The following is a 23,953-nucleotide window of genomic DNA, read 5'->3' as shown; positions in this document are numbered from 1 at the left end:
CCTCTTCCCGACTTAACAGACTCAGCAGAAAGAAAGCACAACATGAACCAGCCGCTCAATTTTAAACAGGAACTGACATGTGTGTTCGGACAGCCGGTCGCGGAGAATCCCACACAGTGCATGATGGAAGCTGCCTACAATGCCTGCGGTCTGGAATGGCGTTACCTGACAATTGAAGTCGCCCCCGAGAACCTGGCACAGGCGGTCGGCGGACTGCGGGCCATGGGCTTCCGCGGTGCGAACCTGACCATCCCGCATAAAGTCGAAGTCATCCAGTACCTCGACGGCATCAGCGATGCCGCCGCCATGATGGGAGCCGTGAACTGCATCGTCTGCAAAGACGATCAGCTCCTCGGAGAAAACACGGACGGCAAAGGTTTCGTACAGTCATTAAAAGAGGTGACGGACCCGGCCGGTAAAAAAATCGTGATGTTCGGTGCCGGCGGTGCGGCCCGCGCGATCGGCGTGGAAACCGCCCTCGCAGGTGCTGCCGAAATCACGATCGTCAATCGCAGCACCGAACGCGGCGAGGCCCTCGCGCAGCTGCTTAGGGAAAAGACCAGCGTTCCCACCACGTTCACGAAATGGGACGGCGACTATACTCTCGCGGACGATGTGGACGTCGTCATCAACGCCACCTCGATCGGCCTCTACCCCGATGTGGACGCCGTCTTCCCGCTCGACTTCGCTTCCCTCAAGTCGAACATGATCGTCTCGGACGTGATCCCCAATCCCCCCGAGACCCACCTGCTCCGCGAAGCCGCCAAAGCAGGCTGCACCACACTCGACGGTCTGGGCATGCTCGTCAACCAGGGCGTGATCGGCTTCCAGCTCTGGACCGGCGTAGACCCAGATCCTAAAGTCATGCGGGCCGCCCTCGAAGAAGTCTTCGGCGTTGAGTAATTGGCGTTGAAAAAACGCACAATGGGTTTAACCGAAACGAATCTCCAAAAACCCCGGGTGAGCCCGAATGCAATTCGGGCCGAGCGCAGCGAGCAGGAAGTCACAGCTGACGCGCTCAAATCAGAGTTGCGCTTCCTACCTGCTCCCGATAGCATGAGGCAAATCCGATCAACAGACAACGTTCACACCGCAACCTCCTGTTGTCTCAGCCAACACCGAATTGCATTCGGTGCCACCCACAGAGATTACTTCCGTACTCAACTCTTTCGTGTGTTTCGTGGTATATAAAAACGGGTATACCCGAATGTAATTTGCGGCTACTCGCTGTTCATTTCATAGTGTAACATAACGCTGATACGTTTCGGATTGTGTGCAGGCACGATTACAGCTCAGGCGGGAATCAGAAAAAGGAGGTATCGAATGTGGGGTGCCATCGCAGGTGATGTCATCGGTTCGTACTTCGAACAGGTGCCTACGAAGTCGACGCAGTTCTATCTGTTTCGCGAAGAGTCGACCTTTACCGACGATACTGTGCTCACTGTTGCGGTCGCGGACTGGCTGTTACATGACACGGACCTTGTCAGCACACTGCAGCGCTATGTCAGACGCTATCCGGATGCCGGTTACGGACACACGTTTCTGACCTGGGCTCAGTTCCGACAGCGGATGCCCTATCAGAGCTGGGGCAATGGATCTGCCATGCGTGTCAGTCCCGTCGCTTATGCAGCGGAAACGCTGGCCGACTGCCTGTATCTGGCAAAAAAGTCGGCAGAAGTAACCCACAATCATCAGCAGGGCATTTACGGTGCCCAGGCGACCGCAGCCTGTGTCTTTCTGGCACGCACCGGAAAATCAAAGTCCGAGATGCGTGACTATGTCGAAAACAAATTCCAATACGACCTGCAGAGAACGCTGGAAGAGATCCGGCCTCATTATGTGTTCGACGTTTCCTGTCAGGGTTCGGTGCCGGAGTCGATCATCGCCTTTCTGGAGTCAACCGATTTCGAATCGGCCATCCGCAACGCGATTTCCCTGGGCGGCGATGCCGATACGATGGCCTGTATCGCCGGCGCGATCGCCGAGCCCTTTTATGGCGGCGTGCCTGAAGAAATGATGAACCAGGTCTTACCCCTGCTGGATGACCGGATTCGGGAGACAGTCAATGAGTTCCATAACAGGTTTATAGGCTGAGTCAAAAGGTGCAGCAGAGAGTTATGAATCATTCCACCCCAAAGACGGACTCTGATCACAGTCCGGAACAGACGCTGTCCCGGCAGCAGATCATCGGACTGGCTCTGTTTGCCTTTTCTCAGGCTGCAGTGTTTGTGATATACGTACCCTATACTGCTTTGACGATTGGTTACCTCGGGAATGCAGGAGTTGCACCACCAGAGATCAGGAGCCTCTCTGGACCTGGAGTCATGGGGCTCTGGGGTGTTACCGGTGCCTCAGCCTGGCTGCTTCTGCTGATCGGGAAAGCATATTCCACTCAATCAAAGGCAACGATCGAGAATCTGGCCAACTGGTCTATTCTGATCATAGTCCTCTCTACTCTGAGCTTTTTGTCATCTTTGTATGCAGCGATCCGCTATGATATCAGTATGGTCTTGATGGCAGGGATCATACTGGTCATCGGGTTGTATCAGGCACTGATTCTCTGGCTGCTGACTTAGGGTTTCACGTCCAAGGCGCTTGACTGAAGTCGTTTCATCCTGCAAATAAAACGGACTCACAGATGGAACTGGTACTTTTTCAAAACAGTGATGCAGCCGAGATCGCAGCCTGGCCGCTGACTGCGGAAGAATGCGCCGCCTGGGCCGGTCAACGGGCGCGCTTTCCATTGGATCCAGATCAGTTTCGAATCTGGCACGCCGACATGCAGGTTCACCCTTTTACCGGCCTCGAAGCAGATCAACTGGTCGCTTATGGCGAGCTCTGGGTCGACGTCACCGAGCAGGAAATCGAACTGGCCCGGATCCTGGTGAAGCCGGACTGTCGCGGTAAGGGACTGGGGCAGGCGTTTGTGGCTGCTTTAATCAAAGTGGCTTCCGTTTACGGGATCGACGATCTGTTCCTGCGCGTGCTGCCCAGAAATACTGCAGCAATCTATTGTTATGAAAAGTGCGGGTTCATTCGTCTGGATCGCGCGACCCAGAACGCGTTCAACCAGGGACAGCCGATAGAATACGTCTGGATGAAACGGGAACCACCTGATACGATCTACTGAAAAAATGTGAGGTCTTTCGATGAAACGGTTCGATCTCTATCCCGCCTTGATTAACTGGGTGTGGCTCTGTCTGGCCTGCCTGATCGGGTTCTATGTGGAATACAAAATTTGGGTAGTCCCGTTCGGGCTGATCTGGGGGCTGATCATCCTCGGCAGTGAATGGTATCGCGTCTCCCGGATCGTGAAGCACCTCGAACCGGATGTGACGCTGGACCAGATTAAACAATATTATTCCGGAGACGATGCCCGTAGATCGATTCCCTGGCGAGACCAGGCTCGGGGAATTAATACAGAATTAGGCACAAATCAGCAGCCGGAAGGTGTCTGATCTTGTGTGAGGAGGGACAGGTCCTTCCCGACGCTAATGTCTAGTGCCCTGGTCAGAAACATGAATGTTGAAATTGTAACCGGAAATATCTTAGATCAACCCACAGAAGTGATTGTCAACAGCTGGAATCGAAACGTGATTCCCTGGTGGCTGTTATTACCTCAGGGCGTTTCCGGCGCCATCAAGAAACAGGGCGGCACTGTGCCGTTTAAAGAAGTTGCAAAACAGGGAACGATCCCTCTGGGCGAAGCCCGGCTGACATCGGCCGGACGATTGCCTTATCGAGGCATCATCCATGTTGCCGGTATCAACCTGCTCTGGTTTGCGACGGAGTATTCGGTCAAGCAGTCTGTGATCAACGCCATGAAAATCGTAGACGAGAACCGGTTTCAAAGCGTGGCATTCCCGCTGATCGGTTCCGGATCCGGGAACCGGGGCAAAGACTGGTCTCTGAACGTAATGCAAAACGCTTTTGAAAGGATAGACAGTCCGGCGCGGGTCGTGATTGTGAAGTATGGAAAAAACCAGAAATCCGTATCGGCTGAAGGAATTTGATGCGGAATCAGAAAGGAGTCTCTGATGTTAATTCGAATCGCCTGTCTCATGTCGCTGTTTCTGACCGGTTTCGCTGTCGCGGATACGTGTGACCCCGTGCCTGCAGCGGGCCCCCGGTTTGTCTCCGTCAAACTTTGTCAGCAGGAGCCGGCCAAAGTGCTCGCCGAATGCACGGTGCAGACGACCGCGGCGGGAAAATTCGACTCTCGTTCCGGGGGGACGCTGCCGGTAGTACAGGGAGCGCCTGCGTTGTCAGTGGGCGTCCGGGCGGCAGGGACAATCACACCCGCTGACAGACAGCAGTTTCATGTGGCATTGCAGCTGCAGGTCGGAAACCGTGTGTCTTCCGGGAGTGCGAAGACACAGGTGGTGCGAACCGAAACGGTGGAAATCCGGTCTCTACTGCAGACAGGAAAAACAAAGCGGTTCCCCTGCGGTGCTGGTCAGCTGCTGGAACTGCGATTGGAGTGACCAGTATTCACTGAGACGAACCATCATGCCGGGACCACAGCTGGATCTCTATCTGGGATTTCTAGATAACGCGACAGAGTTATTCAACTTTTTGAGCGAACAGGTGGAGTGGGACGAGCGGATGAAAGCCCGGAAAACGGCCAGCTTTGGCGTGGCTTACAATTATTCGAACATGACCTATCCCCAGGCTGAGATGCTGCCCGCATTGATACCTGTCTGTGAGCGCATCGCGCGTCAGGTCGGCTTTCTGCCGAATAATTGCCTGCTGAATTATTACCCCGACGGACAGTCCACGATGGGCTATCACTCTGATTCCACCGCGGAAATGCAGGCAGGGACTGGTGTCGTAATTCTTTCGCTGGGTTCCACCAGATTCATTTCGTTCCGCAATAAGCAGGATCCGGAATTAAAGTTTTCGTATGCGTTAAATCACGGCGATCTGCTGTATATGAAAAGAGAAATTCAGGATGAATGGCAGCATGCTATTCCCAAAGATCCAGCAGCGGGCGCGCGGATCAGCCTGACCTTTCGGTCGATTACAGGCTGAAGAGAAAACCATCTCAAAAAACGTACTCCAGCCCTGAGAAATTGTTTCAGATCAATGACATTAAAACAGAACGCTCCTGCTCGGCTGGACTCTGATTCGTGTCGGTATCACTACCGACGACATGCCATTCCCTGAATCGGTGACGAATTCCCTGTTTTGTGCGGATACTGGTTGCCGTCTATGCACTCGATATGGCATGATATCTGACCAAATGTGTATCTGGCTCGCTCAAGGGAACTGAAATGAAACATCTGCTGTTAAGTCTGTTTGTCGTCGTCTGTCTGTCGGGGTCCGTTACTGCGGAACCATTTCAGGTCGGAAAAAAGCGCCTGGAAATTCCTGCTCCGGCCGGTTTCATCAAAGTGACACCGCAGATGCATGCCCTCTATCGTCTCAGCGAGCAGATGATCGATCCGGTAAACGACCAGCTGGCCTGCTACATCCCCGAAGCTGATCGCGCACAGGCAGAAGCGGGCACGATCACTGAGCTGGACCGTTTCTTTCTGCTGAAAGTCAACAAGAAACTGAAATCCAAAGTCATGGGGTCAAATGACTTTGCCAAGTTAAAAGCGGCCACCAAAAATCAGAATCAGGTCATCATTGATACGGTTAAGAGCAAGATGCCCGAAGTGGTAGAAAAAATGAGCCAGGGGCTCAGCAAAGAATTCGATCTGGATATTGTGATGAAGCTCTCCGATGTGGTTCCACTGGAGCCCCATTACGAGGCCCCCAATGCAATGTCATTCACCATGTTCATTACTTATAACATGCAAGCGAATGGCAGTCAGGAAGATGCCGTCTTGTGCTGCACGACCACATTTTTAAATACAGATGGAAAAATACTGTTTCTGTACTGCTATGCAGACCAGGACGAAATGGAATGGACGCGGCAAGCTTCCCGCTCCTGGGCCGAAAGCATTCTCAGCAGTAATGCACAGGCACCAGATGAGACTCCCGGCAACGGAGGCCTGCGCCAGTACCGATGGGCCATTAAATGGGTGATCTTCGGGCTCATCTTCGCCCTGGCTTCCATTATTAAAAGTGCGAAGAATAAAGGGAAACAGACTGTCTGAAACGCAGCAGAAGACTCCATGTTCATAAAGTCGCATGAGGGGAAATGGAAATGAAACAACTACTGATCTGCCTGCTGGTACTCGCCTGTCTGCCGGGGATCGTTGCTGCAGAACCTTTTCAGGTAGGAGGGAAGAGACTGGAAATCCCCACGCCGGACGGCTTCGTGCTGGTCACACCCGAGATGGAACAAGTCTATCTTTACGGCGAGTACCTGAATGCCTCCGACACCTTGAATGAGAACGTAGCCACTTATATTTCCAGGACCGAAGCGCCCGCCGCGCTTAAGGGAGAGCTGCCTGACCTCAAACGGAAATTCATCCTTAAGGTCAACCGGAACCTGCAACGTAAGGTGATCAACCACACAAATTTTTTAGAGCTGAAAAAGGCGACCAGACGTGAATACCAGCAAACCATTCGGGAGATCAAAGCGAAAGATCCCCAGATTTACCAGCGACTCAATAAAGGGGTTCAGGAGCAGTTCGATCTGGAAACCGCGATCGAAGTATCTAAGCTGGTCCCCTTTGAACCACATTATGAGTCATCTCATGCACTGGCCGTCTCCATGTTTCTGACCATTACGGATCCCCTGGAAGAGGGAGCCGATGCGGAAGCTGAAGAGGATATTTCCACGGCGACCGCGACAGTGATGTATGTCCAAGGCCAGCTGCTGTTTCTGTTCTGTTATGCACCGCAGGAGGACCTGGAGTGGACCCGCACAGCTTCCCGGGCCTGGACGGAAGCGATTCTCGCCGCCAATGACAAGCCGCCCCTCGTGTCGTCTAATCCTCCCGACTTCAATCCTCTGCAGCATGACACGGGTGACGACATCGCCAAATGGGTACTCATCATTGCGGCCATCCTGGTGGTGCTGGCGATCTTTGTGAAAAAGAACCGGATCCAGACCGATTGAAAGGGAGCGATTACTTTTGCCGCACTACTTATGATTCAGCGATTCGCTGTAAGGCAGTTCTTCGATCTCTCCCAGGCCGAAGACCTGCAGGAAGCGGCTGGTGGTGATGTATTTGACTTCCGCTTTTTTGTCTTCTTCACGTTCGATGGCAATCAGTTCGCGGCGGACCAGCTGCCTGAGGATGCCCGCGGCTTTGTCTTTACCGGCGGCCATGATCTCTTCTTTGGTGATCGGCTGCCGATAGGCGACCAGCGCGAGCACCTCCAGCGCGTCCTGGCTCAGCTTGATTTCCTTGGGGCCAAAGCCATACACGCGGTTGCGGATGCGTTCGAAGTCGTGACGCAGGATCAGGCGATAGCCCCCCTCCTCCATGCGGATTTCGTAAGGCCGGGCCTCTTCGTTGTACTGGCGGTTCAGATCGTCGAGCAGATCGTCTACATAGGAAGACGAGTATTCGTCGTTGAGCAGTGAGCAGAGCTTCTTGGTGGTCAGCGGTTTGCCGCCGACAAACAGCGCCGCTTCGATGATGGCACGCGGGGGAATCCGGGTTTCCCGCTTCGTTGCCGTCTGTGAACTGGTTTTGACAGTCGGTTTTGCCTGCGCTTCGTCCGCGTCGGATTCTGCGGGCAGCTCGAGATCCCGTTCGACGGCCTCCAGGGCTTCGAGGGTCCGTTCGTAGTCGGCGTCGATTTCTTCATCGACCTGACCAGCTGATGAAAAGGCGGCCAGAAAGTCGTCTTCGCTGGAGAGCGTATCGTCGTCGGCGGGGGTTTCTTCTTCCAGGGTCATTCCCTCAATCCTTTCAGGGAACCGGCTGATCTCAGGCGATTACTGATTCAAGGTCAACAGAAACGCTTCCCACTCCGCTTCTTCCTGGGGCGGGACGTGGTGGGCAGCAGCGTTATTGTGCATGTTTGCCCGGAGTTGATCAAGCTTTTCTTTGCAGCGGGGGCAATGTGCCAGGTGTTCTTTCACTTTATCCGTGGTTTCCTGGTCTAACTGATGGTTCACAAACGCCTTCGCGTATTCTTTCACTTCGTCACAGTACAGACCGCCGGGATGTTTCTGGCCAGCCCGGTCGACGACCTGTTTCGGCGGTTGATCCGTGGAACCAGGGAGCCCGTTCATACCGAAAAAGCCGAGCAGACCCACCGCCAGGCAGGCTGTCAAAATTTCAGCGCCTGTGATCAGGTGGCTGATTTTACGTCGTTTTTTCATGACCGAGACAAATTGTCCCAGATCCCCCGGAGCGCAGGCCCGCCACTCGGAATGTGAATCCGCCTCAGTTTCGGTTGTTTGCTGTGTATTCATTTTCAAAGCCTCCTACCCTCGCAGTAGGATTTGTATCAGTTCTCGAACGGGAATCGACTCCCTATGTTCATTATCGTAGTCTGCTCTGGTGTGATCTGTGAGATAGCTTACAGTTCCAGCACATTTCTGGTGAGTCAAATCAGGGTTGGGTGTTATAAGTTCAGGCTTCCGCTCCTCTTAAGACAAATTCGCCCGACTGGTCCGGTTTGGCCTGGAAGGCGGGAGTCAGTTTGAAGTCAATCGAATGTGCCAGATAGCGGGCCTTTCTTAAGATGATGTGTCGTTTCTGGATATCGATACTGCGTTCGTCCTGCAGTTCGCCCAGCAGCACCGTCACGGTTTCTCGTGTGCTGCCGATAATGCTTGCCAGTTCCTGGTGTGACAGTTTGATGTTGATTAAGACGCCTTCCGGTGTGAATCGTCCGTATTTTTCTGCCAGCTCCAGCAGCAGGTGGGTCAGGCGGTCGCGATTGGAGCGAAACAGCAAAGATTTGAGCCTCTGCTCGACCCGTTGTCGCCGCAGCCCCATCAGCTTGGTAACGCCCAGAGAGACTTCGGGATGCAGCTGCATCAGATCCTGAATGACCTGTCCGGGGATCCGGAGGATCGTGGATTTCAGCATGGCTTCCGCGTATTCTTCGCGTTCGCCACCCCCCAGGATCGCCAGTTCGCCGAAGAGTTCCCCCGGTTCGATGAGGGCCAGCAGCGCCTGTTTCCCCTCGCCGGTCAAGTGGTAGAGCTTGATTCGGCCGTTGAGTAACAGGTAGACCGAATCGCTGCTTTCGGTAGGGAGATAGACCATGTTTCCCCGCGCGAACTGTTTGACAGACGCATTTCGCTCGACCTGGGCGATTTGGTCTTCGCTCAGCCGCTCGAACAGGTCACAGTTCTTGAGAAACCAGAAGTTTTTGTCCATGGAGGCCAATCTAATCGGTCGGTCCAAACAGGCCCACTCTCACAAGTTGTCGGGCGGACTATAATATATCGGGATTGAAGTCGATTTGAGAACCCCCGTTTTTGTGAATCGGCTGTTTTTTCCATTTTGCCGAGAGAGACAACTGGGAACTGCGCGGCTCAAACGGGCCTGAAACTACTGATTTTGCAGGAGTTCCGTGATGATCTGTCGAGGCGCTCCAATTCCCAGTACATGTACGGTTCCCGTAAAATCCCGGGATTCGGGAGCCGCGAAACCTTTCTTTTCCGCGACAAATGTCGCTGTCTGAGAAGCGATGACACAATCTCCCAGAGGCTGTCCCGTGTCACAGTCGAGGCCCGAGGGAAGATCGATGGCCAGCTTGTTGGCTGACGCTTCGTTGATCAGCCGGATCGCGGTGGCAAACGGTTCGCGAATACTCCCCTGCACGCCGGTTCCCAGCAGAGCATCGACGATCCACTCCGCCGATGCGAGGAACGCGCAGAACCCTTCCGGGTCCTGTAGATCGGGGTCGGCCTGAATCGAGATGCCCATCCGCGAGGCGACCTGGTAATTAGTGGCGGCATCGCCGGTGAGCTGTTCGGGGTCGGCGAGCAGAAAGAGTTCGACGGGAATTCCCGCATTGTCCAGATGACGGGCGATGACGAAGCCGTCCCCGCCGTTGTTCCCCTTGCCGGCACAGATTTTAATCGGCCCCCGGGCTTTCAGTGAGACGAGCAGTTCAAACACGCCGCGGCCGGCGTTCTCCATCAGGGCGATTCCGGGCAGTCCAAATTCTTCAATCGTACGCTGGTCGACGCTGCGAACTTCTTCCCGGCTGAGTCGTTCGATCGGTGTCATTTTTTTCCTCATTTGATCAAAAATCAGCCCTGAGTTCGATTTTAAACCATGAAAAATCGATCAAAGCAGGGTTATAAACAGTGGTTACGGGGTTTTCACCGGACCTGAATTCAATTACGATTCCCCCTGACGCGGGCAGCACTTCTTCCCGACCCCTTTTTATATGGAAAATCTAAGTCTCCAAACAGGATACTTCTGGAGAGTCAGCTGTGATAGATGAATATTCTGATCGATGGGCTCTGATTACGGGTGCTTCATCCGGGATCGGCCTTGAATTTGCGCACCGGCTGGCCGCACGGGGAATGCATCTGGTACTGACAGCGCGTCGCCAGGAGCATCTGGAAGAGCTGGCCGCCGACCTGCTGACTCGGCATGGTACGAAAACCGAAGTGGTTGTGCTGGATCTCGCCGAGCCGGATGCACCCAAAAAGCTGTATGACGAGGTCAAATCGCGGGGCGTGGAGATCGAGCTTCTGATCAATAATGCCGGTTTCAGCGTGGTTTCGGATATCGCCTCGACCGATCGGGAACGGGTGATGCAGATGGTCCAGCTGAATATCGGCGCCCTGACCGATCTGACCTACCTCTATCTACCGGAAATGATGGAACGCGGGCATGGCGGCATTATCAATATCGCCTCGGTCGCCGGATTTCAGCCGGTGGCTTACATGTCCTCCTACGCTGCCAGTAAAAGCTATGTGCTGCACTTCACCGAAGGGCTCTGGGCGGAAGCCCGCGATAAAGGGGTCACCGTGACCGCACTCTGCCCCGGCACCACGCAGACCGAGTTCTTTGACGTCGCCGGCGTGGAAGGCTGGCTGAAGAAGCATCGCTACCAGACCGTCGATCAGGTAGTCAAAACCGGTCTCAAAGCCCTGGAAAAGAAACGCCAGTATATGGTTTCCGGCTGGGGCAATTACATGCTCTCATTGCTGGTTCGCATCGCGACCCGCCGCACGGTGGTCGTCGAATCGATGAAATATTTCCGACCGCAGCCCCAGAAAGATAAAAAATAGCGTGCGCATGAACACGTGTCCGGGTGGGGCTGCGAAGATTCTCTGAGAACCGGCGATTTTTTAGCTGATTTCAGAGCAAAAACGGTCCGGCAAGTTGACGATCTGTCAGGAGAGCCAGTATAACTGTCGTTCCCATTTTTGGAATTTGTCGAAGAAGGTATATAAATGGCTTCCAAATCAAAGATTGAAAAACAAAAGCGAATCTACGCACTGGTCGAAAAGCACGCTGCAAAACGGGCTGAACTGATTGCGAAAGGGGACTACGAAGGCCTGGCTAAACTGCCTCGTAACTCCAGCCGCACCCGTATGCGTCGTCTCTGTCAGCTGACAGGACGTCCTCGTGGCAACTATCGTAAATTCCAGATTTCGCGTATCGCACTGCGGGACATGGCTTTAGATGGCCTGATCCCCGGCATGAAGAAATCCAGCTGGTAAGCGAAACGGCCGCACTGTGTGAGTGGCGGCCCCTGCCAGCGAACTGAAATCAGCGTCGCCCCGGTTTCGGGTGTCCTATGTCCTACGACGCATGAAAAAGGAACAACACTATGTCAGTCGGTTTATCCCGCAAAGAGATTGTCAAACGTCGGAAAAAACGAGCTCGTCTGAAGAAGAAGCTCAAATGCCGGTTCTGCCCGGATGGTAACATTCCACGTCCCGTATATGTCGATTACAAGGATCTGAGAACACTGCGTTCTCTCCTGGATCGTGAAGGACGTATCCTGCCCCGTCGTCGGACAGGGACTTCCGCTCTCTACCAGCGTGCCGTTCGTCGCGCTGTCCTGCGGGCTCGCTTCATCGGTCTGCTGCCTTACGTTGCAGAAGACTAAGCGGCTGAAGAGAAGAGACAAAAGAAAAAGCTCTGGACCAGATCAGTCCAGAGCTTTTTTAATGCGCGGTGTGAAGGACAGTGTCCCTCGGTTATGAGTAGTGCTTACCAGTGAAACCCGGTGGGAAACGAATCGGTCTGGAAAGAGTCGAGTAAACCGGCTTCGGTTTTATCCGTCTGATCCAGGGTCGCTTCAGCACAGGATTCTTCGGTTTCCCAGATCACGACTTTGACTGCCTGCACGCCCAGGTCGTTGAGCAGGTTCGGGCAGACTTCATTCAGCAGGTAGCGGGCCATATTTTCCGCGGTCGGGTTGTAGGGGAGCACGAAGTACTTCGTCGGCTCGACCATGCGAATCGCATTCAGGCCGTTCTGATCTTCGATATTGAGCAGGAAGCCGTGATCCCAGTTCTCGTCGATCCAGCCTTTCAGCAGGGCTTTGAGTTGCGCAAAGTCGATAATCCGCCCTACGGCATCCGTTTCGGGACCGGTGACGTAAAAATCAGCGATGTAATTATGGCCGTGAAAGAACTGACATTTTCCTTCATGGCGATACAGACGGTGTCCGGCGTTGAACTTGACCCGTCGCATAATTGTCATACCCATGTGACTCACTCAACCTCTAAAATGGCGTTAGCTTTACTTCTCTTCAATTCGGTTAACTGTCCAGCAGGGATTTCATGCCCTGTGTCATCACGGCGTCCATCTCGGGATCGCAGAAAGCGACGCTGACTTCATATCCGCCGGCGGGATACTCTTCGGCAACCGGAATGTACCACGGTCCCCCATCCCCGTAAGCAGCTGTGGCGATGAACTCATCCGGTTGCATTTTCTGGGCTCGCAACTGGTATTCGATGAAGCTTTCAGCCGGCAGATGCAGCGTTTTGATATCGTTGACCTGCAGCGAACTGAGGGTGATCGGGATCTGCTTCTGGATCCGCTGCAGCCAGGCCAGCATGTAGGAAGGACGGTTGCGATTCACCACGCTGTTGGCTTTGTTGGAAATCGTCTTCGTCAGTTCTTCTACGCTGAAACTGCTCCGAACGGGAGGTAAAATATCGTGCGTTTTCCAGGTCAGCTTGCCAACCGGTTCCGGTTTGAGCCCTTTTTCCGAGGCGAGCATGCCCTCGTAAATGCGTTTCGCCAGGATGGCCCGCATTGGCTTGGACCCGTCGTTGTACTTGCCGGCGGAAATGTTTCCCGAACAGCCGGTGAAGTAAATGTGGGTGCAACCGGGTTCTTCCTGCTGCCGCTGCTTGCGGGCCAGGCCGGTAAAGTCACTGCTCACACGCCCGTCGCCGTAATAGCTCATCGGGTGGGTCGCGTAGTAATGGCAGGAGACCAGCTTTTTATCTTTGTTGTAAAAGGCGACTGTTTTCAGGAACGGATCAATGGTCCCTTCGGTCATGCTCCGCAGATGTTCGTCGCGACAGCTGCTGCCCCGCATGCTGATGATCTTACCCGCTTTGTCGCGGTTAATCCGGCGGTTGGAGGCGACCTTGTCGACTCTGCCCTGGCTGTGGGCGATATGGGTGACAGGTTGTGCTTTGGGAATCGCAGCGGAAATCGCTTTGCGGCCCTTCTCCAGGCATTCGTTGAAGAAGTCCAGTTCCACAATATGCGGCAGATCCCCCTGCTCCAGGACAATCTGTTCGGCATTCAGACAGGCAAACGGTGCATTGTGCTGATGCACGCACTGCACGGCGACGCGATCGATGCTTGTTCCGGCAGCTTCGGCCAGAGCCTGTCGCCAGCTGATGTGCGCATCGTTGAGCAGCCCGGTCCAGTCGACCGCGCAGACCACAATCGGCTTGCCCGCACCCAGCAGGACATAGCCGATCGCTTCCAGGGAATCATCGTAGCCGACGACCGGTTTGATCCAGCCTCCACAGAGGGAATGCCCCTTGGGAGGCGATACATCGAACCGGAAGGGAGCGATGTGCAGATTCGGATGATTCGCTGTTTCGCTCTGGTTGGCAAAAGCCCACTCTTCGAGCGAATAAGCAGATCCCGCAGCCGCCAGCGAGGCGGCCAGGAAATCACGTCGACTGAAATGACTCATAATACACCTGTCGTGTTTGAAACCGATTTACAGTTTGGTGGGATTGGGAGCGTCTCCATAAACCTCTTTCGGATCGAAAACCTTTTCGGTTTCCGTGAATTCGAGCGCCAGGCCTTTCTCTTTTCCTTCTTCACCAACGGGCACACGACGATAGAAACAGGAGCGGTAACCGACGTGACAGCTGGCCCCGCCTCCCATGACATCGACACGCAGCCAGACCGTATCCTGGTCGTCGTCGATCAACAGTTCTTTGACTTTCTGGACCAGGCCACTGGTGGCCCCTTTGTGCCAGAGCACCTGCCGGCTGCGGCTCCAGTAGACGGCTTCGCCCAGTTCAATGGTCTTCTTGAGTGCTTCCTCGTTCATGTAGGCATGCATCAGCAATTCACCTGAGGCATAGTCGGTGGTAACAACCGGAATCAAACCGTCCTGATCAAATTTCGGAGCCAGTTCGTTTCCTTCTTCTACCTGTTCGACTGAAGTCCGTCCAGCGAATTGAATTCCATCTGACATGATTTGTCTTTCCTCACTTCAATACGATCTTGATATACGACTTTGGAGAATATCTCTCCACTTGAGACTGTTTTTTCGGGTGGCAGGTCTTCCAGGGAATGCGGTCGCTCATCGATCCGTTCGGGAAAACAGCGCGGCTGAATACATCATACGCAATGCGATAGGGGAGACACATCGTCCAAGGCGCTGTTCAAGCGGAAATCGAGAGATTTTCTGCCTGCGGGTATGGTTTCTTAACCGAAATAGTAAACCCAATGGTGGGGCAGGTCAGCAGTTTCAGCCGGGATTTTAAGAGGTTTCGCAGAATAATCGACGCGAATCCGGTGAATAGTATACATGCGCAAGCTGGCAGTTTGAAAAAGGGGCCTGAATTCGGGTTACTTATCCGTCATGACCCGCTCTCTGCAAACGAGGTTCGCCGGTTTTTTCGCAGCACTAATTACTGTAAATCTGTGCGATGTCAGAGGCCCGCTGCTGGATCAGATCTCGAAAGGCGCGCGGGCTGATGACTTCCGCCTGGTCGCCGAAACTCAAAGTCCAGTTGACGATCTGTTCCAGGTCGTCCACCCGGGCCCGGAATTCAATCATGCCCCCTTTCAGCTTCCTGATTTGCTGGGTGGGGTTCCAGGAGATTTGCGAGACCATCTGAGCCACACTGCTCTGGAAGCGGATTTTCACAGGCACGGCCTTGCCGGCCCCGCGGATCGGGTCCCAGGAGTTGCTCAGGTAACGATCCAGTTTGAAGCGGGAGGGCCTTTTGAACGATTCGTCCAGAACTTCGGATTTGACTATCTTGAGGATCGGAAAGGCCTTGATTCCGCGATCAACGGACGAGCGTCCAACCGCGTACCACTGCCGGTTCGCATACAGAATGTGATACGGGCTCAACATTGTCGACTGTGGTTTCGAAGTGCCGGCGCTGGTGTGTTGAATCCGTACATTCTTTTTCGAGATCGCTGCCTGGAACAGATGCTTGTGATGGGTTGCGCTTAAGACCTCCGGGTTGACCGGAGTGCACCAGACGGAAATGGTCTGGGCCGCGTCAATCACACTTTCCCGCAAAGAGTCGGGCAGGCTGTTCAGGACCTTGGTCGAAGCCGAGCGGGCAAACTGATCGAAGGGGAGCCCCACCGTCGTCTGATCGAGGTCCTGGCATAAGACGAACAAAGCCAGGGCTTCTTCAAACGTGAGGTCTTTGAAAGGCAGGATGGTTTTCCAGGGAAGCGAATACCCCTGCTTCTCCTCGTCGTACAGGACGTAGATGCCGGACTCATGGAGCGTCTTCAGGTCACGGAAAACCGTCCTGCGACTGACCTCGCATTCACTGGCAAGTTGTGCGGAATTGTAGACTCGCCCTGATTGTAACAACGCAATCAATTTCAGGAGACGAGGAATTCGTCCAGCCACCATGAACTATCTTTATGAATGCTCTTCCACAGGCCTGGTCAGTGGCGGGTGTTCAATCCCGAAACGTCAGCTCGTACCTTCTCCGCGTCTCATCAGAGACCCGGGAGGATATCACTGTTGAAAACATCAATCGATGGAGATGGGCATCGACACAATTCATCGCAAATGAAAATGGAGCAGCTTAAGGTATTTCCCTCATTGGCGATGTTTAAACCTAACATCTGCTGATCGCAATGGATACTGAAATTTGAATGCGACCCCAAAAAACTCAGACGCCCGTCTGGTTTGCCTGTGAAAGCGGCATGATCTGAATAATGTGACCCTTATTAGTATGTTTTATTCCACAAAACTGCTGGCCGGCTGAAATTCCAGTTCCAGGTTTTCGTTCGGATTCGCGATCGGGAGCTCCCCTTGCGTACTCGGAATCTCTGCCTGAGGTATCGGCAGTTCATCCCGTGTTCCGGAAATTGGAGTGACGTAGAGATCGGAAGACGTTTCCTCCGACTCCAGGACTACCTTGACAGCCCGATCGATCGAAGTCGGAGCGAGCGGATTGCTGCCGCCCGGTCCATTGATCCTGATGCGTGCCTCGGGCTGAGGCGGTGGTGTCACGGAAGGAGCCGGCGGTGCGTAATCCGGTGACATGTCCGGTTCCGGAACAGGCTGGAATTCAGGTGTCATCCCTTCCTGTTCGGAAGAGTATATTCCCTCTTCACCACCCGGAGCAGGCATCACACCCACTTCGCCGATGTAGCCGTCAGCCACGAAGGCGGCTGGCTTATGCTGCAGTCGGGAGGCTTCAACACCGTGGGTTCGTGCCCAGGCTTTCCGCAATGCCTGCTGATAGGCCACCGGATTCCATTCGCCTTCCATCAGGTGAATGTTGTTATGTTTGAGCAGTGTCCCCTTCCATTTGTGGAGGTTTTTGATCGCGATGTTATACGCAACCAGCGAACGGTAATACTCTGTTTCGGCCTGAGCCAGACTGGACTGGGCACGCAGCAGGGTATCCAGCGTAGTGGTTCCCGCCTGAACTTCCGCATCGAACAGTTCCACACGTCTGCGGGCCGCACGCCAGCGGTTGAAGTTGGACTGTGCGGTGGCATAGTTCTTGGTCAGATCCTGGAACGTGATCGCCAGTTCCTGGCTGACATCCATTTCCTGTGCCTGCAGGATCGAACGTGCCTTGGACAGACGGAATTCGAGGTTTTCTACCTGGGCATGTGCCGAGCGGAAACCAAGGGGCATGCTGAACTGCCAGCCCAGCGTCCAGCTGTCCTGGTCGTTATTCATCAAGGTACCATACGCACTGTGTAATCCCTGTGAGGTGACGCCGTCGGCATTGCTCTGGCTCAGCAGACGATCACCAAAGCCGTTCACCTGATAGCTGGAGATCAGGTCGAATCGGGGCTTGGTCAGGCTGGTGGCAGCCAGACGCTGCAGTTCGAGACTCTTGATACTCCACTTCTGTTTGCGGAGTTCGACACGGTGAACCAGCGCTTCCGTCAGACACATACTCCAGTCAGGAGAGAATTCCGCTGCAATCGGATCATCGATCGGACGGATGATTTTACCATCATTGACGGGCAGACCCACCAGTCGTCGGAAGCGGCTCTCCGCAGAATAGATATCACTGCGGGTTGTCTGCACGAGGGCCTGGGTTTCAAACAGACGGTCTTTGGCCTGGGCTTCATCGGCCGGCTTGAAGTTTCGTGTACCGCCGGCTTCCAGTTTCGCGTGGGCTTCCCGCCAGCTGCGGAGTGCAGAGTTGCGGGCGACGACCTGCGTATCATACAGACGATAAGCCAGATACAGTTGCCAGTAGCTCTCTTCAATATCGGAGATCAGGTTCCGCACGTTGCGTTCGAAGTCGGCCAATGCCTGGTCGTTGTTGATCCGGGCGATCACAACCCCCTGGCTCACCCCGGTAATCCCGGAGAAACTGGTCCCGATCGGACCGGCGATCCGGGTGTATTCCACCCCGGCTCCCGCCAGCAACGGTTGACGATAGGAGATGCCCAGATTGCCGGCATAGTTCGAGGGGAGCAGCTGGCTGGTTGAGTTACTGCCTGTGTAGTTCCAGTTATGATTGACTGAGAATTGACCACCGTTGGCAAAGTTCTTGGCCAGGCTGGACTGGAACTGGCCGGTTTCCTGAGTCAGTGTCCCGCCCGGAATCCCGCCGAAAAACGGACTGTTCTGCACCTGTTCGGAACGTCCCCATAACATATTCGCTGTGAAGGTGGTATCGAAGGCGGATAATGCTGCTTCCACGCCGCGGGCTCCACCCAGCAGTACGTTGGTCTCCTGGATCGCAGGGTCAAAAATCGTCGGTGTATTGTCAGGATTGGTCAGCAGGGAGTTGCCGTTGGTTCCCAATGTCCCGTTCACGCGGATCACTTCACTGTTGGCCAGACCCAGATGCACGGCGTCCATCAGAGGCAAATCCCAGATCTCATCCTGGGAGCGATCGACCAGGGTCCGGGGCTTGCCCGAGAACGTGATTTCTTCCGGCGTTTCTTCGTAAACTGCAGGATATTCTATCTTTGTGGCGACGTCTTCATAGTATTGAAGCTCCTTGTCACCCAGATAGTGCAGGTCGGTGTCGGTTCCCAGGCCATGACAACCCATAATTTGAGTGGTCATCATGCATCCACAGAGAATCAGGCGTAATTTCTGGCGAAGGTTCATGTATCTATCCTTAAAGACATGAACGTCAATTATGGTCGCAAAGTGTTTTCGTGTAACAGCTTATAGTTCATAATCGAAGATACGTTCAGGGAGAATTTGCCTGCAGAAACAGCCTGTCCCACAGTAGAAACACACACGGGAGCGCAAGGCAGCCTGCTTTCTCGGCAAAATCACTACATTCGGTATCGGCGATTTAATCGTTACAACTTGACTTTTTTGACGGTTGGTCAAAATTCTGTTGAGATTGGGTCTGTGGACCGAATTCCGTGTAAGGTTTTCCCATTAATTTCTTGATCAAAATGAGTTCGCCAGCATCATTTTGCTCAATCGCGTGACCCAGAAACTGCAGGGCATATCCAGCCACAAAAGCGCAGCCGGCATACAGCCACTGGTGCGCCAGCCCAAACCCGACCAGGCCCCCGAAAGTGAGGGGCACTCCGATCAGATGCAGGATCTGATTGGTACGGTTCTGGTGTCGCAGCAGGTAATTATGAAGAAAACGCTGGATCATCGGGGGCTCTGATTGGCTTGAAAACCGGGGGACGGCTCTCTCGTATAGTTGAAAAGCGATATCTGTTTTGATACGGTCACTGCTTATCTGTGAGTGATTTCATCAGTATCAGCCAGTAGGGCCTTTGGTTTCAAGAGTCAGCAGGCTTGTCGCTCAGTTATTGATGCAATTGAGATTCCGGTCACATTCCCTTTTTGTCAGAAGTATTAGAGGAAACGATGTATAAAGTCACATTAATCCCGGGCGATGGAGTTGGTCCCGAAATCGCCGAGGCTACCAGAAAATGTGTTGATGCGACAGGAGTCAAAATCGACTGGGATGTTCAGGAATGTGGAATTGAAGTCATCGAAGCCGAAGGCAGCGTTCCCGATCGGGTGATGGAATCGGTCCGGGCCAACAAAGTTGCTCTCAAGGCGCCTATCACCACACCGATCGGCAAAGGCTTCCGCAGCGTCAACGTTTTCCTGCGTCAGGAACTCGGGCTCTATGCCTGCATCCGTCCCTGTAAAACCTACAAAGGTGTCCGGACCTACTTCGCGGATTCCAACGTCGACCTGGTGATCGTTCGCGAAAACACCGAAGACCTCTACGCGGGTGTCGAATTCAAGGCGGGCGAAGAAAAGACAGCTGCCCTGATCAAGACCATCAACGAATACGCGACTGGCAAAAAGATCAACACTCCTCTGGATGAAACCGGCGTCAGCATCAAGCCGATGTCTTACCAGGGAACCCGTGATATCTGCAACTACGCGTTCAAATATGCCGTCGACAACAAGCGTAAAGCAGTCACCTCGATCTGCAAAGCCAACATCATGAAGTTCACCGATGGCCTCTGGTACGATGAAACCCGGGCCGTCGCAAAAGCCTACGGTGCCAAATTTGAATGGGAAGACCTCGCCGAAGGCGTTGAACCCGATGCCAAGCTGGCCGGCAATGTTCCCGATTGTGGCGGCAGCATTGAGTACAATGAGCGTCTGATCGACAACATGTGCATGCAGCTGGTTCAGAAGCCCGAACTGTATGACGTGCTCGTCACTTCCAACCTGTACGGCGACATTCTGAGTGACCTCTGTGCCGGCCTGGTTGGTGGTCTGGGTGTAGCTCCCGGTTCCAACATCGGAACCGAAGCCGCCATCTTCGAAGCGACCCACGGTTCGGCTCCGAAGTACAAAGGTCAGAACAAGGTCAACCCAGTCGCCCTGATCCTCTCCGGTAAGATGATGCTGGACTACCTGGGCGAGCATGAAGCAGCTGCCAAACTGGATCAGGCTGTGGCCGACGTCATCGAAGAAGGGAAAGACGTCACCTACGACCTCAAACTCGATCGCAACGATCCGACTGCTGTTGGTACTCAGGAAATGGCCGAAGCCATCTGTCGTAAAATGCAGTAATCCCTGAGTTCAAATCGATCAAAAAATTAACGCTGCAGAGCAAACAGTTCGCTCTGCAGCGTTTTTTTGTATCCGGCCGGTAGTATCTCAAGGGTCAGTGGGTGGCACTGTTGACTCGCCAACAGTGAAAAAGTTTCCACTCCAGTTACTCCCGGGGGAACGTCTGGACCAGCTGATAGTCGCCTCCCTCGCGAAGTTCGAGGGTCAGGCTGCCCCGGGCATCATATCTCCGGCGATACAGGCAGGCACCGTGATCAAATTCATCTTCCTGGATCAGGTTCCCGACCTTGTCATGCCGGGTACAGTAGCCATGCAGTCGCCCCTGCTCATCAAACCGGCCGCGCCAGACTTCGCCGGTCTTCTGATCTACTTTGGTCACGGGAGGGTCGCTTTTCATCGCCGGGACCACAGCCACAGACAGTACGATGAATAATAAACAGAACAGGGCCTTAAAGTTCACGGGAACATTCCTCTGCTGCGCTCCTGCATCCTGAAGCCAGGATCATTGCAATGCATTCAGGCGGATCGGGTGGGATCAACAGGCGGGGGTTTTAGTTTGGGGGTCGCTGGTTACCGGGGAACCAGCGGGAGCGCGCTATATGAATCTGGTGGGTATTTTCTATGAAAACAGTGGGAATGATCGCAGGAATTCGGTTCACGTCAATCATGTCAGCTCGGAATGGTCCGGTATTTGTAAAAATATTAAGAAAATAGGGGATTTTGACCATGTGGACAGACGCTGCACAGGAATGTCAGCACATTTAGGCCAGAAACATGGCTCTCCCGGCCCCCGGCACTCTCTACAAATCAGCATTGATGACCCACACCTCGTTTGATTACCGGCTTCTGTTTCACACATAATGTCTGTCTGCGTGCAGACGTTGTCACATTCAGTGGTCGGCACATCAACTTTCACATTTCCCATACCCGCCCGCCAGGGAATTCAGGACCGAGATCATGAGACCCCCGCATTTCATATTACTTCTATTGTTCATCCTGCCCACCACTTTAACTGCCCAGGATCGCTGGCCCGGTTTTCTGGGAGCCGGCGCCTCGCCCATTAAGGCTGACACCATTCCCACTCAGTGGTCCCCCGAACAGAACATCGCCTGGAAAGCGGGAATCCCCGGCTATGGTCAGTCCAGTCCGGTGATCTGGGGCGATCAGGTTTATGTGACCTCGGTGGAGGGACCGAACAAGGAACAGCTGCACGTTGTCTGTTATTCACTCAAGTCAGGCAAGCAGCTCTGGGATCATGTCCAGCCTTCAACAAATCCGGAAAAGAACAGCGTCTACATCAGTCGGGCCGCCCCGACGCCCGTGCTGGATGAGAACGGCATCTATGCTTATTTCGAAAGTGGTGACATCGTAGCCCTCTCCCACGCCGGCAAGCTAAAGTGGACGGCCTCGCTGGCGAAACGCTACGGCGCACCCCAAAACAAGTTCGGACTGTCCGCCTCGCCCGTGCAGTGGAAGGACCGCGTGATCGTACTCATCGATGACGAAGGACCGTCCTACATTACCGCGGTCAGTAAAGCGGATGGCAGCGAGTTATGGAAAACCGACCGCAAGAGTCGCGCCAGCTGGAGTTCGCCGATGATCGTACCTGTCGGCGAGGCACAGCAGGTGGTCTGCAGTTCCGCCGGGACCATCGATGGCTACGATCCCCAGACAGGAAAACAGCTCTGGTCCTATGCTCAAGTAGGCGGTAATAACAAGACCAGCCCGCTACCTGCCGGTAACGGTGAATTCCTGATCGGTGCGTCGCCCGGTCGGGAGGGCGATAACAACGAACTGGCAAAAAAATCCAACGGCCTGTTTGTAGTGAAGCAGCAGGACAACGCATGGCAGCCGGGCTTCGTCTGGACCAATGCCAGCCCGACCCCTTCCTGGGGAACGCCGATCGTCTATCGCGGGCATGCCTACTGGGTGAACCGGGTGGGCGTCGTCTACTGTCTGAATGCCGGAAACGGAGAGTCGATTTTTACCAGCCGGATTAAAGAGTCCTGCTGGGCCACTCCTGTGGGCATCGGCGATCACATCTATTTCTTCGGCAAGAACGGCGTGACCACCGTCTTAAAAGCGGGCAATACATTCGAGATCGTCGCCGAAAACGAACTCTGGACCGAAGATGCGCCGCCGGTGAACAACGTTCCCACAGCTGAAGAAACCACCGCCGAGCGCCGCCGGGCATCAGCCATGTTCTCCCGCCCGACTCTGTACGGCGCGGGGGTTGTGAACGGTTACCTGGTCCTCAGAACGGGCAGCCAGCTGTACTGCCTGCAGCAATTAGCCGCAGGGCGTTAGCCCCGGTTGAAATGACTTTGGTATATAACATCTGAATTAATAAACGCCACCTAGGCAGGAGGCATGCCGTTTTAATAAAAACGAAAGAGGCAGGAACCAAGACTTCCGGTTCCTGCCCCTTTTTTATTTCACAAATTGATCCCGCGATCGGCTATTTGGCTTTCTTGAAGCCGGATTCGACCAGCTCATCGTAACCAGGCTTCAGGGGTCGCACGTCGTAGCCGTGTTTCAACAGAACATCAGCCGCCTTGCAGGACCGGAAACCGGCCGCGCAATGCGTGTAGATGATGTGCTTCTTGGAAAGTTTCATGGTCAGTGTTTTCGGGGAGATCCCGTTACTTAATACGCTGAGCGGCAGCGACTTCGCTCCGGAAATATGGCCCTCATCCCATTCATCTGTTTCGCGTACATCCACGAGGACGGCTTTCTTGTTCTCCAGATTCTTTTTAACCGTGGCCAGCGAATCTTTCGTGGGATCCGCACCATTGACAGCACTGACCAGCAATCCGGCGCAGGCCAGTGTCAGCAAATATGACTTCCAGTGATTCATCGTAAACAGACTCCTTAAGAATGGATGGTTTTTAAAACAATAATGTGACAGGTTCCGGTTTTGTCTCGATGGTAGAAAGCATCTCCATCATCGAATGGACCTGACTTTTATGTTGAGCTACTTTTGCACGGTGAGCGTTGTATCTGAGAATTCGAGCCTGCCTGTCGCTGGCGGGCTTTTTCCAGCCGCTGTTTATCCGCCTTCAGCTGAGCAGGCGAACGTTTGATAACGGGTTCTTCACGGCCGAGTAACTTCAGCATGTCCCCCACCAGCCTGGGACGCGCGAGGTAATAGCACCGCAGTGCCCCTTCCTGGGCAAAGTCCACAAGGTTTGCATTCCGCAATACGCACAGATGCTGCGAGAGGTTCGCCTGCCGCACGGGCAACAGCTCTTCCAGATCGGTGACACACTTGGGACCGGCCAACAGTTCCTGCAGAATCGAGAGCCGGGTGGGATGCGAAAACGCCTTCAGCATTTCCGCCGCACTTTCCGTTTCAATCATAGGTGAGACAGTTCAATTCAGTTATGGATATTCGAATGTTCGAATATTATAATGGGCTGCTTCTAACAAGACAACC

General features: G+C 54.0%; 29 protein-coding genes. 16 read left to right on the top strand and 13 right to left on the bottom strand.

Annotated features, from left to right (window positions below; genetic code table 11):
- The first annotated feature begins 42 nt into the window (after positions 1-42).
- The 10 genes from aroE to Enr10x_RS29545 all read left to right on the top strand — a co-directional run bounded on the left by aroE (position 43) and on the right by Enr10x_RS29545 (position 7,015).
- The gene (gene aroE, locus Enr10x_RS29590) at positions 43-903 is read left to right on the top strand and encodes a shikimate dehydrogenase (protein WP_145452557.1); all 861 of its coding nucleotides are present in this window, start codon (positions 43-45) and stop codon (positions 901-903) included.
- Positions 904-1,323: 420 nt separating this feature from the next.
- A complete protein-coding gene (locus Enr10x_RS29585; protein ID WP_145115992.1) occupies positions 1,324-2,094 on the top strand; it encodes an ADP-ribosylglycohydrolase family protein in 771 nt (256 codons plus the stop codon).
- Between the two features lie 23 nt (positions 2,095-2,117).
- Entirely contained in the window at positions 2,118-2,576 is a 459-nt protein-coding gene (locus Enr10x_RS29580) for a hypothetical protein (protein WP_145115989.1), read from the top strand.
- A 62-nt stretch (positions 2,577-2,638) separates the two neighbouring features.
- A complete protein-coding gene (locus Enr10x_RS29575) occupies positions 2,639-3,130 on the top strand; it encodes a GNAT family N-acetyltransferase (protein WP_145115986.1) in 492 nt (163 codons plus the stop codon).
- Between the two features lie 19 nt (positions 3,131-3,149).
- Positions 3,150-3,458, top strand: a complete 309-nt coding sequence (locus tag Enr10x_RS29570; RefSeq protein WP_145452556.1) for a hypothetical protein — start codon at positions 3,150-3,152, stop codon at positions 3,456-3,458.
- Positions 3,459-3,518: 60 nt separating this feature from the next.
- Positions 3,519-4,013, top strand: a complete 495-nt coding sequence (locus tag Enr10x_RS29565; protein WP_145115981.1) for a macro domain-containing protein — start codon at positions 3,519-3,521, stop codon at positions 4,011-4,013.
- A 24-nt stretch (positions 4,014-4,037) separates the two neighbouring features.
- Positions 4,038-4,484 carry a hypothetical protein gene (locus tag Enr10x_RS29560; RefSeq protein ID WP_145115978.1) on the top strand — a complete coding sequence of 149 codons (447 nt, stop codon included), beginning with the start codon at positions 4,038-4,040 and terminating at the stop codon, positions 4,482-4,484.
- A gap of 25 nt (positions 4,485-4,509) precedes the next feature.
- Positions 4,510-5,031: an alpha-ketoglutarate-dependent dioxygenase AlkB family protein gene (locus Enr10x_RS29555; RefSeq protein ID WP_145115976.1), complete on the top strand. Its 522-nt coding sequence runs from the start codon at positions 4,510-4,512 to the stop codon at positions 5,029-5,031.
- Between the two features lie 242 nt (positions 5,032-5,273).
- Positions 5,274-6,104 (top strand): hypothetical protein, encoded by an 831-nt coding sequence (locus tag Enr10x_RS29550; protein WP_145115973.1) that lies wholly within the window; start codon positions 5,274-5,276, stop codon positions 6,102-6,104.
- 50 nt (positions 6,105-6,154) lie between these two features.
- Positions 6,155-7,015, top strand: coding sequence for a hypothetical protein (locus tag Enr10x_RS29545; RefSeq protein WP_145115970.1), 861 nt, complete (start codon positions 6,155-6,157; stop codon positions 7,013-7,015).
- A 24-nt stretch (positions 7,016-7,039) separates the two neighbouring features.
- On the opposite strand, the gene scpB is transcribed toward Enr10x_RS29545, so the two are convergent.
- The 4 genes from scpB to Enr10x_RS29525 form a co-directional block, all read right to left on the bottom strand.
- Entirely contained in the window at positions 7,040-7,804 is a 765-nt protein-coding gene (scpB, locus tag Enr10x_RS29540; protein WP_145452555.1) for an SMC-Scp complex subunit ScpB, read from the bottom strand.
- Positions 7,805-7,843: 39 nt separating this feature from the next.
- Positions 7,844-8,326 (bottom strand): anti-sigma factor family protein, encoded by a 483-nt coding sequence (locus Enr10x_RS29535; RefSeq protein WP_145115965.1) that lies wholly within the window; start codon positions 8,324-8,326, stop codon positions 7,844-7,846.
- Positions 8,327-8,486: 160 nt separating this feature from the next.
- Positions 8,487-9,242, bottom strand: coding sequence for a Crp/Fnr family transcriptional regulator (locus Enr10x_RS29530; RefSeq protein WP_145115963.1), 756 nt, complete (start codon positions 9,240-9,242; stop codon positions 8,487-8,489).
- A 174-nt stretch (positions 9,243-9,416) separates the two neighbouring features.
- The gene (locus tag Enr10x_RS29525; protein ID WP_145115960.1) at positions 9,417-10,100 is read right to left on the bottom strand and encodes an NAD(P)H-hydrate epimerase; all 684 of its coding nucleotides are present in this window, start codon (positions 10,098-10,100) and stop codon (positions 9,417-9,419) included.
- 209 nt (positions 10,101-10,309) lie between these two features.
- Here Enr10x_RS29525 and Enr10x_RS29520 point away from each other — a divergent pair, with 209 nt between their 5' ends.
- The 3 genes from Enr10x_RS29520 (at position 10,310) to rpsR (ending at position 11,943) form a co-directional block, all read left to right on the top strand.
- A complete protein-coding gene (locus tag Enr10x_RS29520; RefSeq protein ID WP_145115957.1) occupies positions 10,310-11,116 on the top strand; it encodes an SDR family NAD(P)-dependent oxidoreductase in 807 nt (268 codons plus the stop codon).
- Between the two features lie 165 nt (positions 11,117-11,281).
- Positions 11,282-11,551: a 30S ribosomal protein S14 gene (rpsN, locus tag Enr10x_RS29515; RefSeq protein WP_145115954.1), complete on the top strand. Its 270-nt coding sequence runs from the start codon at positions 11,282-11,284 to the stop codon at positions 11,549-11,551.
- A 110-nt stretch (positions 11,552-11,661) separates the two neighbouring features.
- Positions 11,662-11,943 carry a 30S ribosomal protein S18 gene (gene rpsR / locus Enr10x_RS29510; protein WP_145045814.1) on the top strand — a complete coding sequence of 94 codons (282 nt, stop codon included), beginning with the start codon at positions 11,662-11,664 and terminating at the stop codon, positions 11,941-11,943.
- A 104-nt stretch (positions 11,944-12,047) separates the two neighbouring features.
- Here the strand turns inward: rpsR and Enr10x_RS29505 are convergent, their stop codons facing one another.
- From Enr10x_RS29505 to Enr10x_RS30740, 6 genes are all read right to left on the bottom strand, one after another.
- Entirely contained in the window at positions 12,048-12,548 is a 501-nt protein-coding gene (locus Enr10x_RS29505; protein ID WP_145115952.1) for a 6-pyruvoyl trahydropterin synthase family protein, read from the bottom strand.
- Positions 12,549-12,600: 52 nt separating this feature from the next.
- Positions 12,601-14,004: a hypothetical protein gene (locus Enr10x_RS29500; protein ID WP_145115949.1), complete on the bottom strand. Its 1,404-nt coding sequence runs from the start codon at positions 14,002-14,004 to the stop codon at positions 12,601-12,603.
- 27 nt (positions 14,005-14,031) lie between these two features.
- Positions 14,032-14,517: a phosphoribosyl-AMP cyclohydrolase gene (gene hisI / locus Enr10x_RS29495; RefSeq protein ID WP_145115946.1), complete on the bottom strand. Its 486-nt coding sequence runs from the start codon at positions 14,515-14,517 to the stop codon at positions 14,032-14,034.
- 435 nt (positions 14,518-14,952) lie between these two features.
- A complete protein-coding gene (locus tag Enr10x_RS29490) occupies positions 14,953-15,927 on the bottom strand; it encodes a helix-turn-helix transcriptional regulator (RefSeq protein ID WP_145115944.1) in 975 nt (324 codons plus the stop codon).
- 333 nt (positions 15,928-16,260) lie between these two features.
- Positions 16,261-18,615, bottom strand: coding sequence for a TolC family protein (locus Enr10x_RS29485; protein ID WP_145115941.1), 2,355 nt, complete (start codon positions 18,613-18,615; stop codon positions 16,261-16,263).
- Between the two features lie 193 nt (positions 18,616-18,808).
- Positions 18,809-19,066 (bottom strand): Mpo1-like protein, encoded by a 258-nt coding sequence (locus Enr10x_RS30740; RefSeq protein WP_390620467.1) that lies wholly within the window; start codon positions 19,064-19,066, stop codon positions 18,809-18,811.
- Here Enr10x_RS30740 and Enr10x_RS30575 point away from each other — a divergent pair.
- Together Enr10x_RS30575 and Enr10x_RS29475 are read left to right on the top strand one after the other, a co-directional pair.
- On the top strand, positions 19,007-19,138 hold the full coding sequence (locus tag Enr10x_RS30575; RefSeq protein WP_261343250.1) for a hypothetical protein: 132 nt from the start codon (positions 19,007-19,009) through the stop codon (positions 19,136-19,138). The two genes, Enr10x_RS30740 and Enr10x_RS30575, sit on opposite strands and share 60 nt — an antisense overlap.
- A gap of 206 nt (positions 19,139-19,344) precedes the next feature.
- Positions 19,345-20,517 (top strand): isocitrate/isopropylmalate dehydrogenase family protein, encoded by a 1,173-nt coding sequence (locus tag Enr10x_RS29475; RefSeq protein WP_145115935.1) that lies wholly within the window; start codon positions 19,345-19,347, stop codon positions 20,515-20,517.
- A 145-nt stretch (positions 20,518-20,662) separates the two neighbouring features.
- Here Enr10x_RS29475 and Enr10x_RS29470 read toward each other — a convergent pair whose 3' ends face one another.
- A complete protein-coding gene (locus Enr10x_RS29470; protein ID WP_145115933.1) occupies positions 20,663-20,977 on the bottom strand; it encodes a hypothetical protein in 315 nt (104 codons plus the stop codon).
- Positions 20,978-21,474: 497 nt separating this feature from the next.
- On the opposite strand from Enr10x_RS29470, the gene Enr10x_RS29465 reads away from it, so the two are divergent.
- The gene (locus Enr10x_RS29465; RefSeq protein WP_145452554.1) at positions 21,475-22,824 is read left to right on the top strand and encodes an outer membrane protein assembly factor BamB family protein; all 1,350 of its coding nucleotides are present in this window, start codon (positions 21,475-21,477) and stop codon (positions 22,822-22,824) included.
- A 151-nt stretch (positions 22,825-22,975) separates the two neighbouring features.
- Here the strand turns inward: Enr10x_RS29465 and Enr10x_RS29460 are convergent, their stop codons facing one another.
- Both Enr10x_RS29460 and Enr10x_RS29455 read right to left on the bottom strand, forming a co-directional pair.
- Positions 22,976-23,374, bottom strand: a complete 399-nt coding sequence (locus Enr10x_RS29460; RefSeq protein WP_145115927.1) for a rhodanese-like domain-containing protein — start codon at positions 23,372-23,374, stop codon at positions 22,976-22,978.
- Between the two features lie 107 nt (positions 23,375-23,481).
- Positions 23,482-23,877, bottom strand: a complete 396-nt coding sequence (locus Enr10x_RS29455) for an ArsR/SmtB family transcription factor (protein ID WP_145115925.1) — start codon at positions 23,875-23,877, stop codon at positions 23,482-23,484.
- Between the last annotated feature and the right edge of the window lie 76 nt (positions 23,878-23,953).

The sequence above is a fragment of the Gimesia panareensis genome (assembly GCF_007748155.1).
Taxonomy (GTDB): Bacteria; Planctomycetota; Planctomycetia; order Planctomycetales; family Planctomycetaceae; genus Gimesia; species Gimesia panareensis.
The sequence above is the reverse complement of the archived record's forward strand: the minus strand, read 5'-3'. Positions and strand labels throughout refer to the sequence as shown.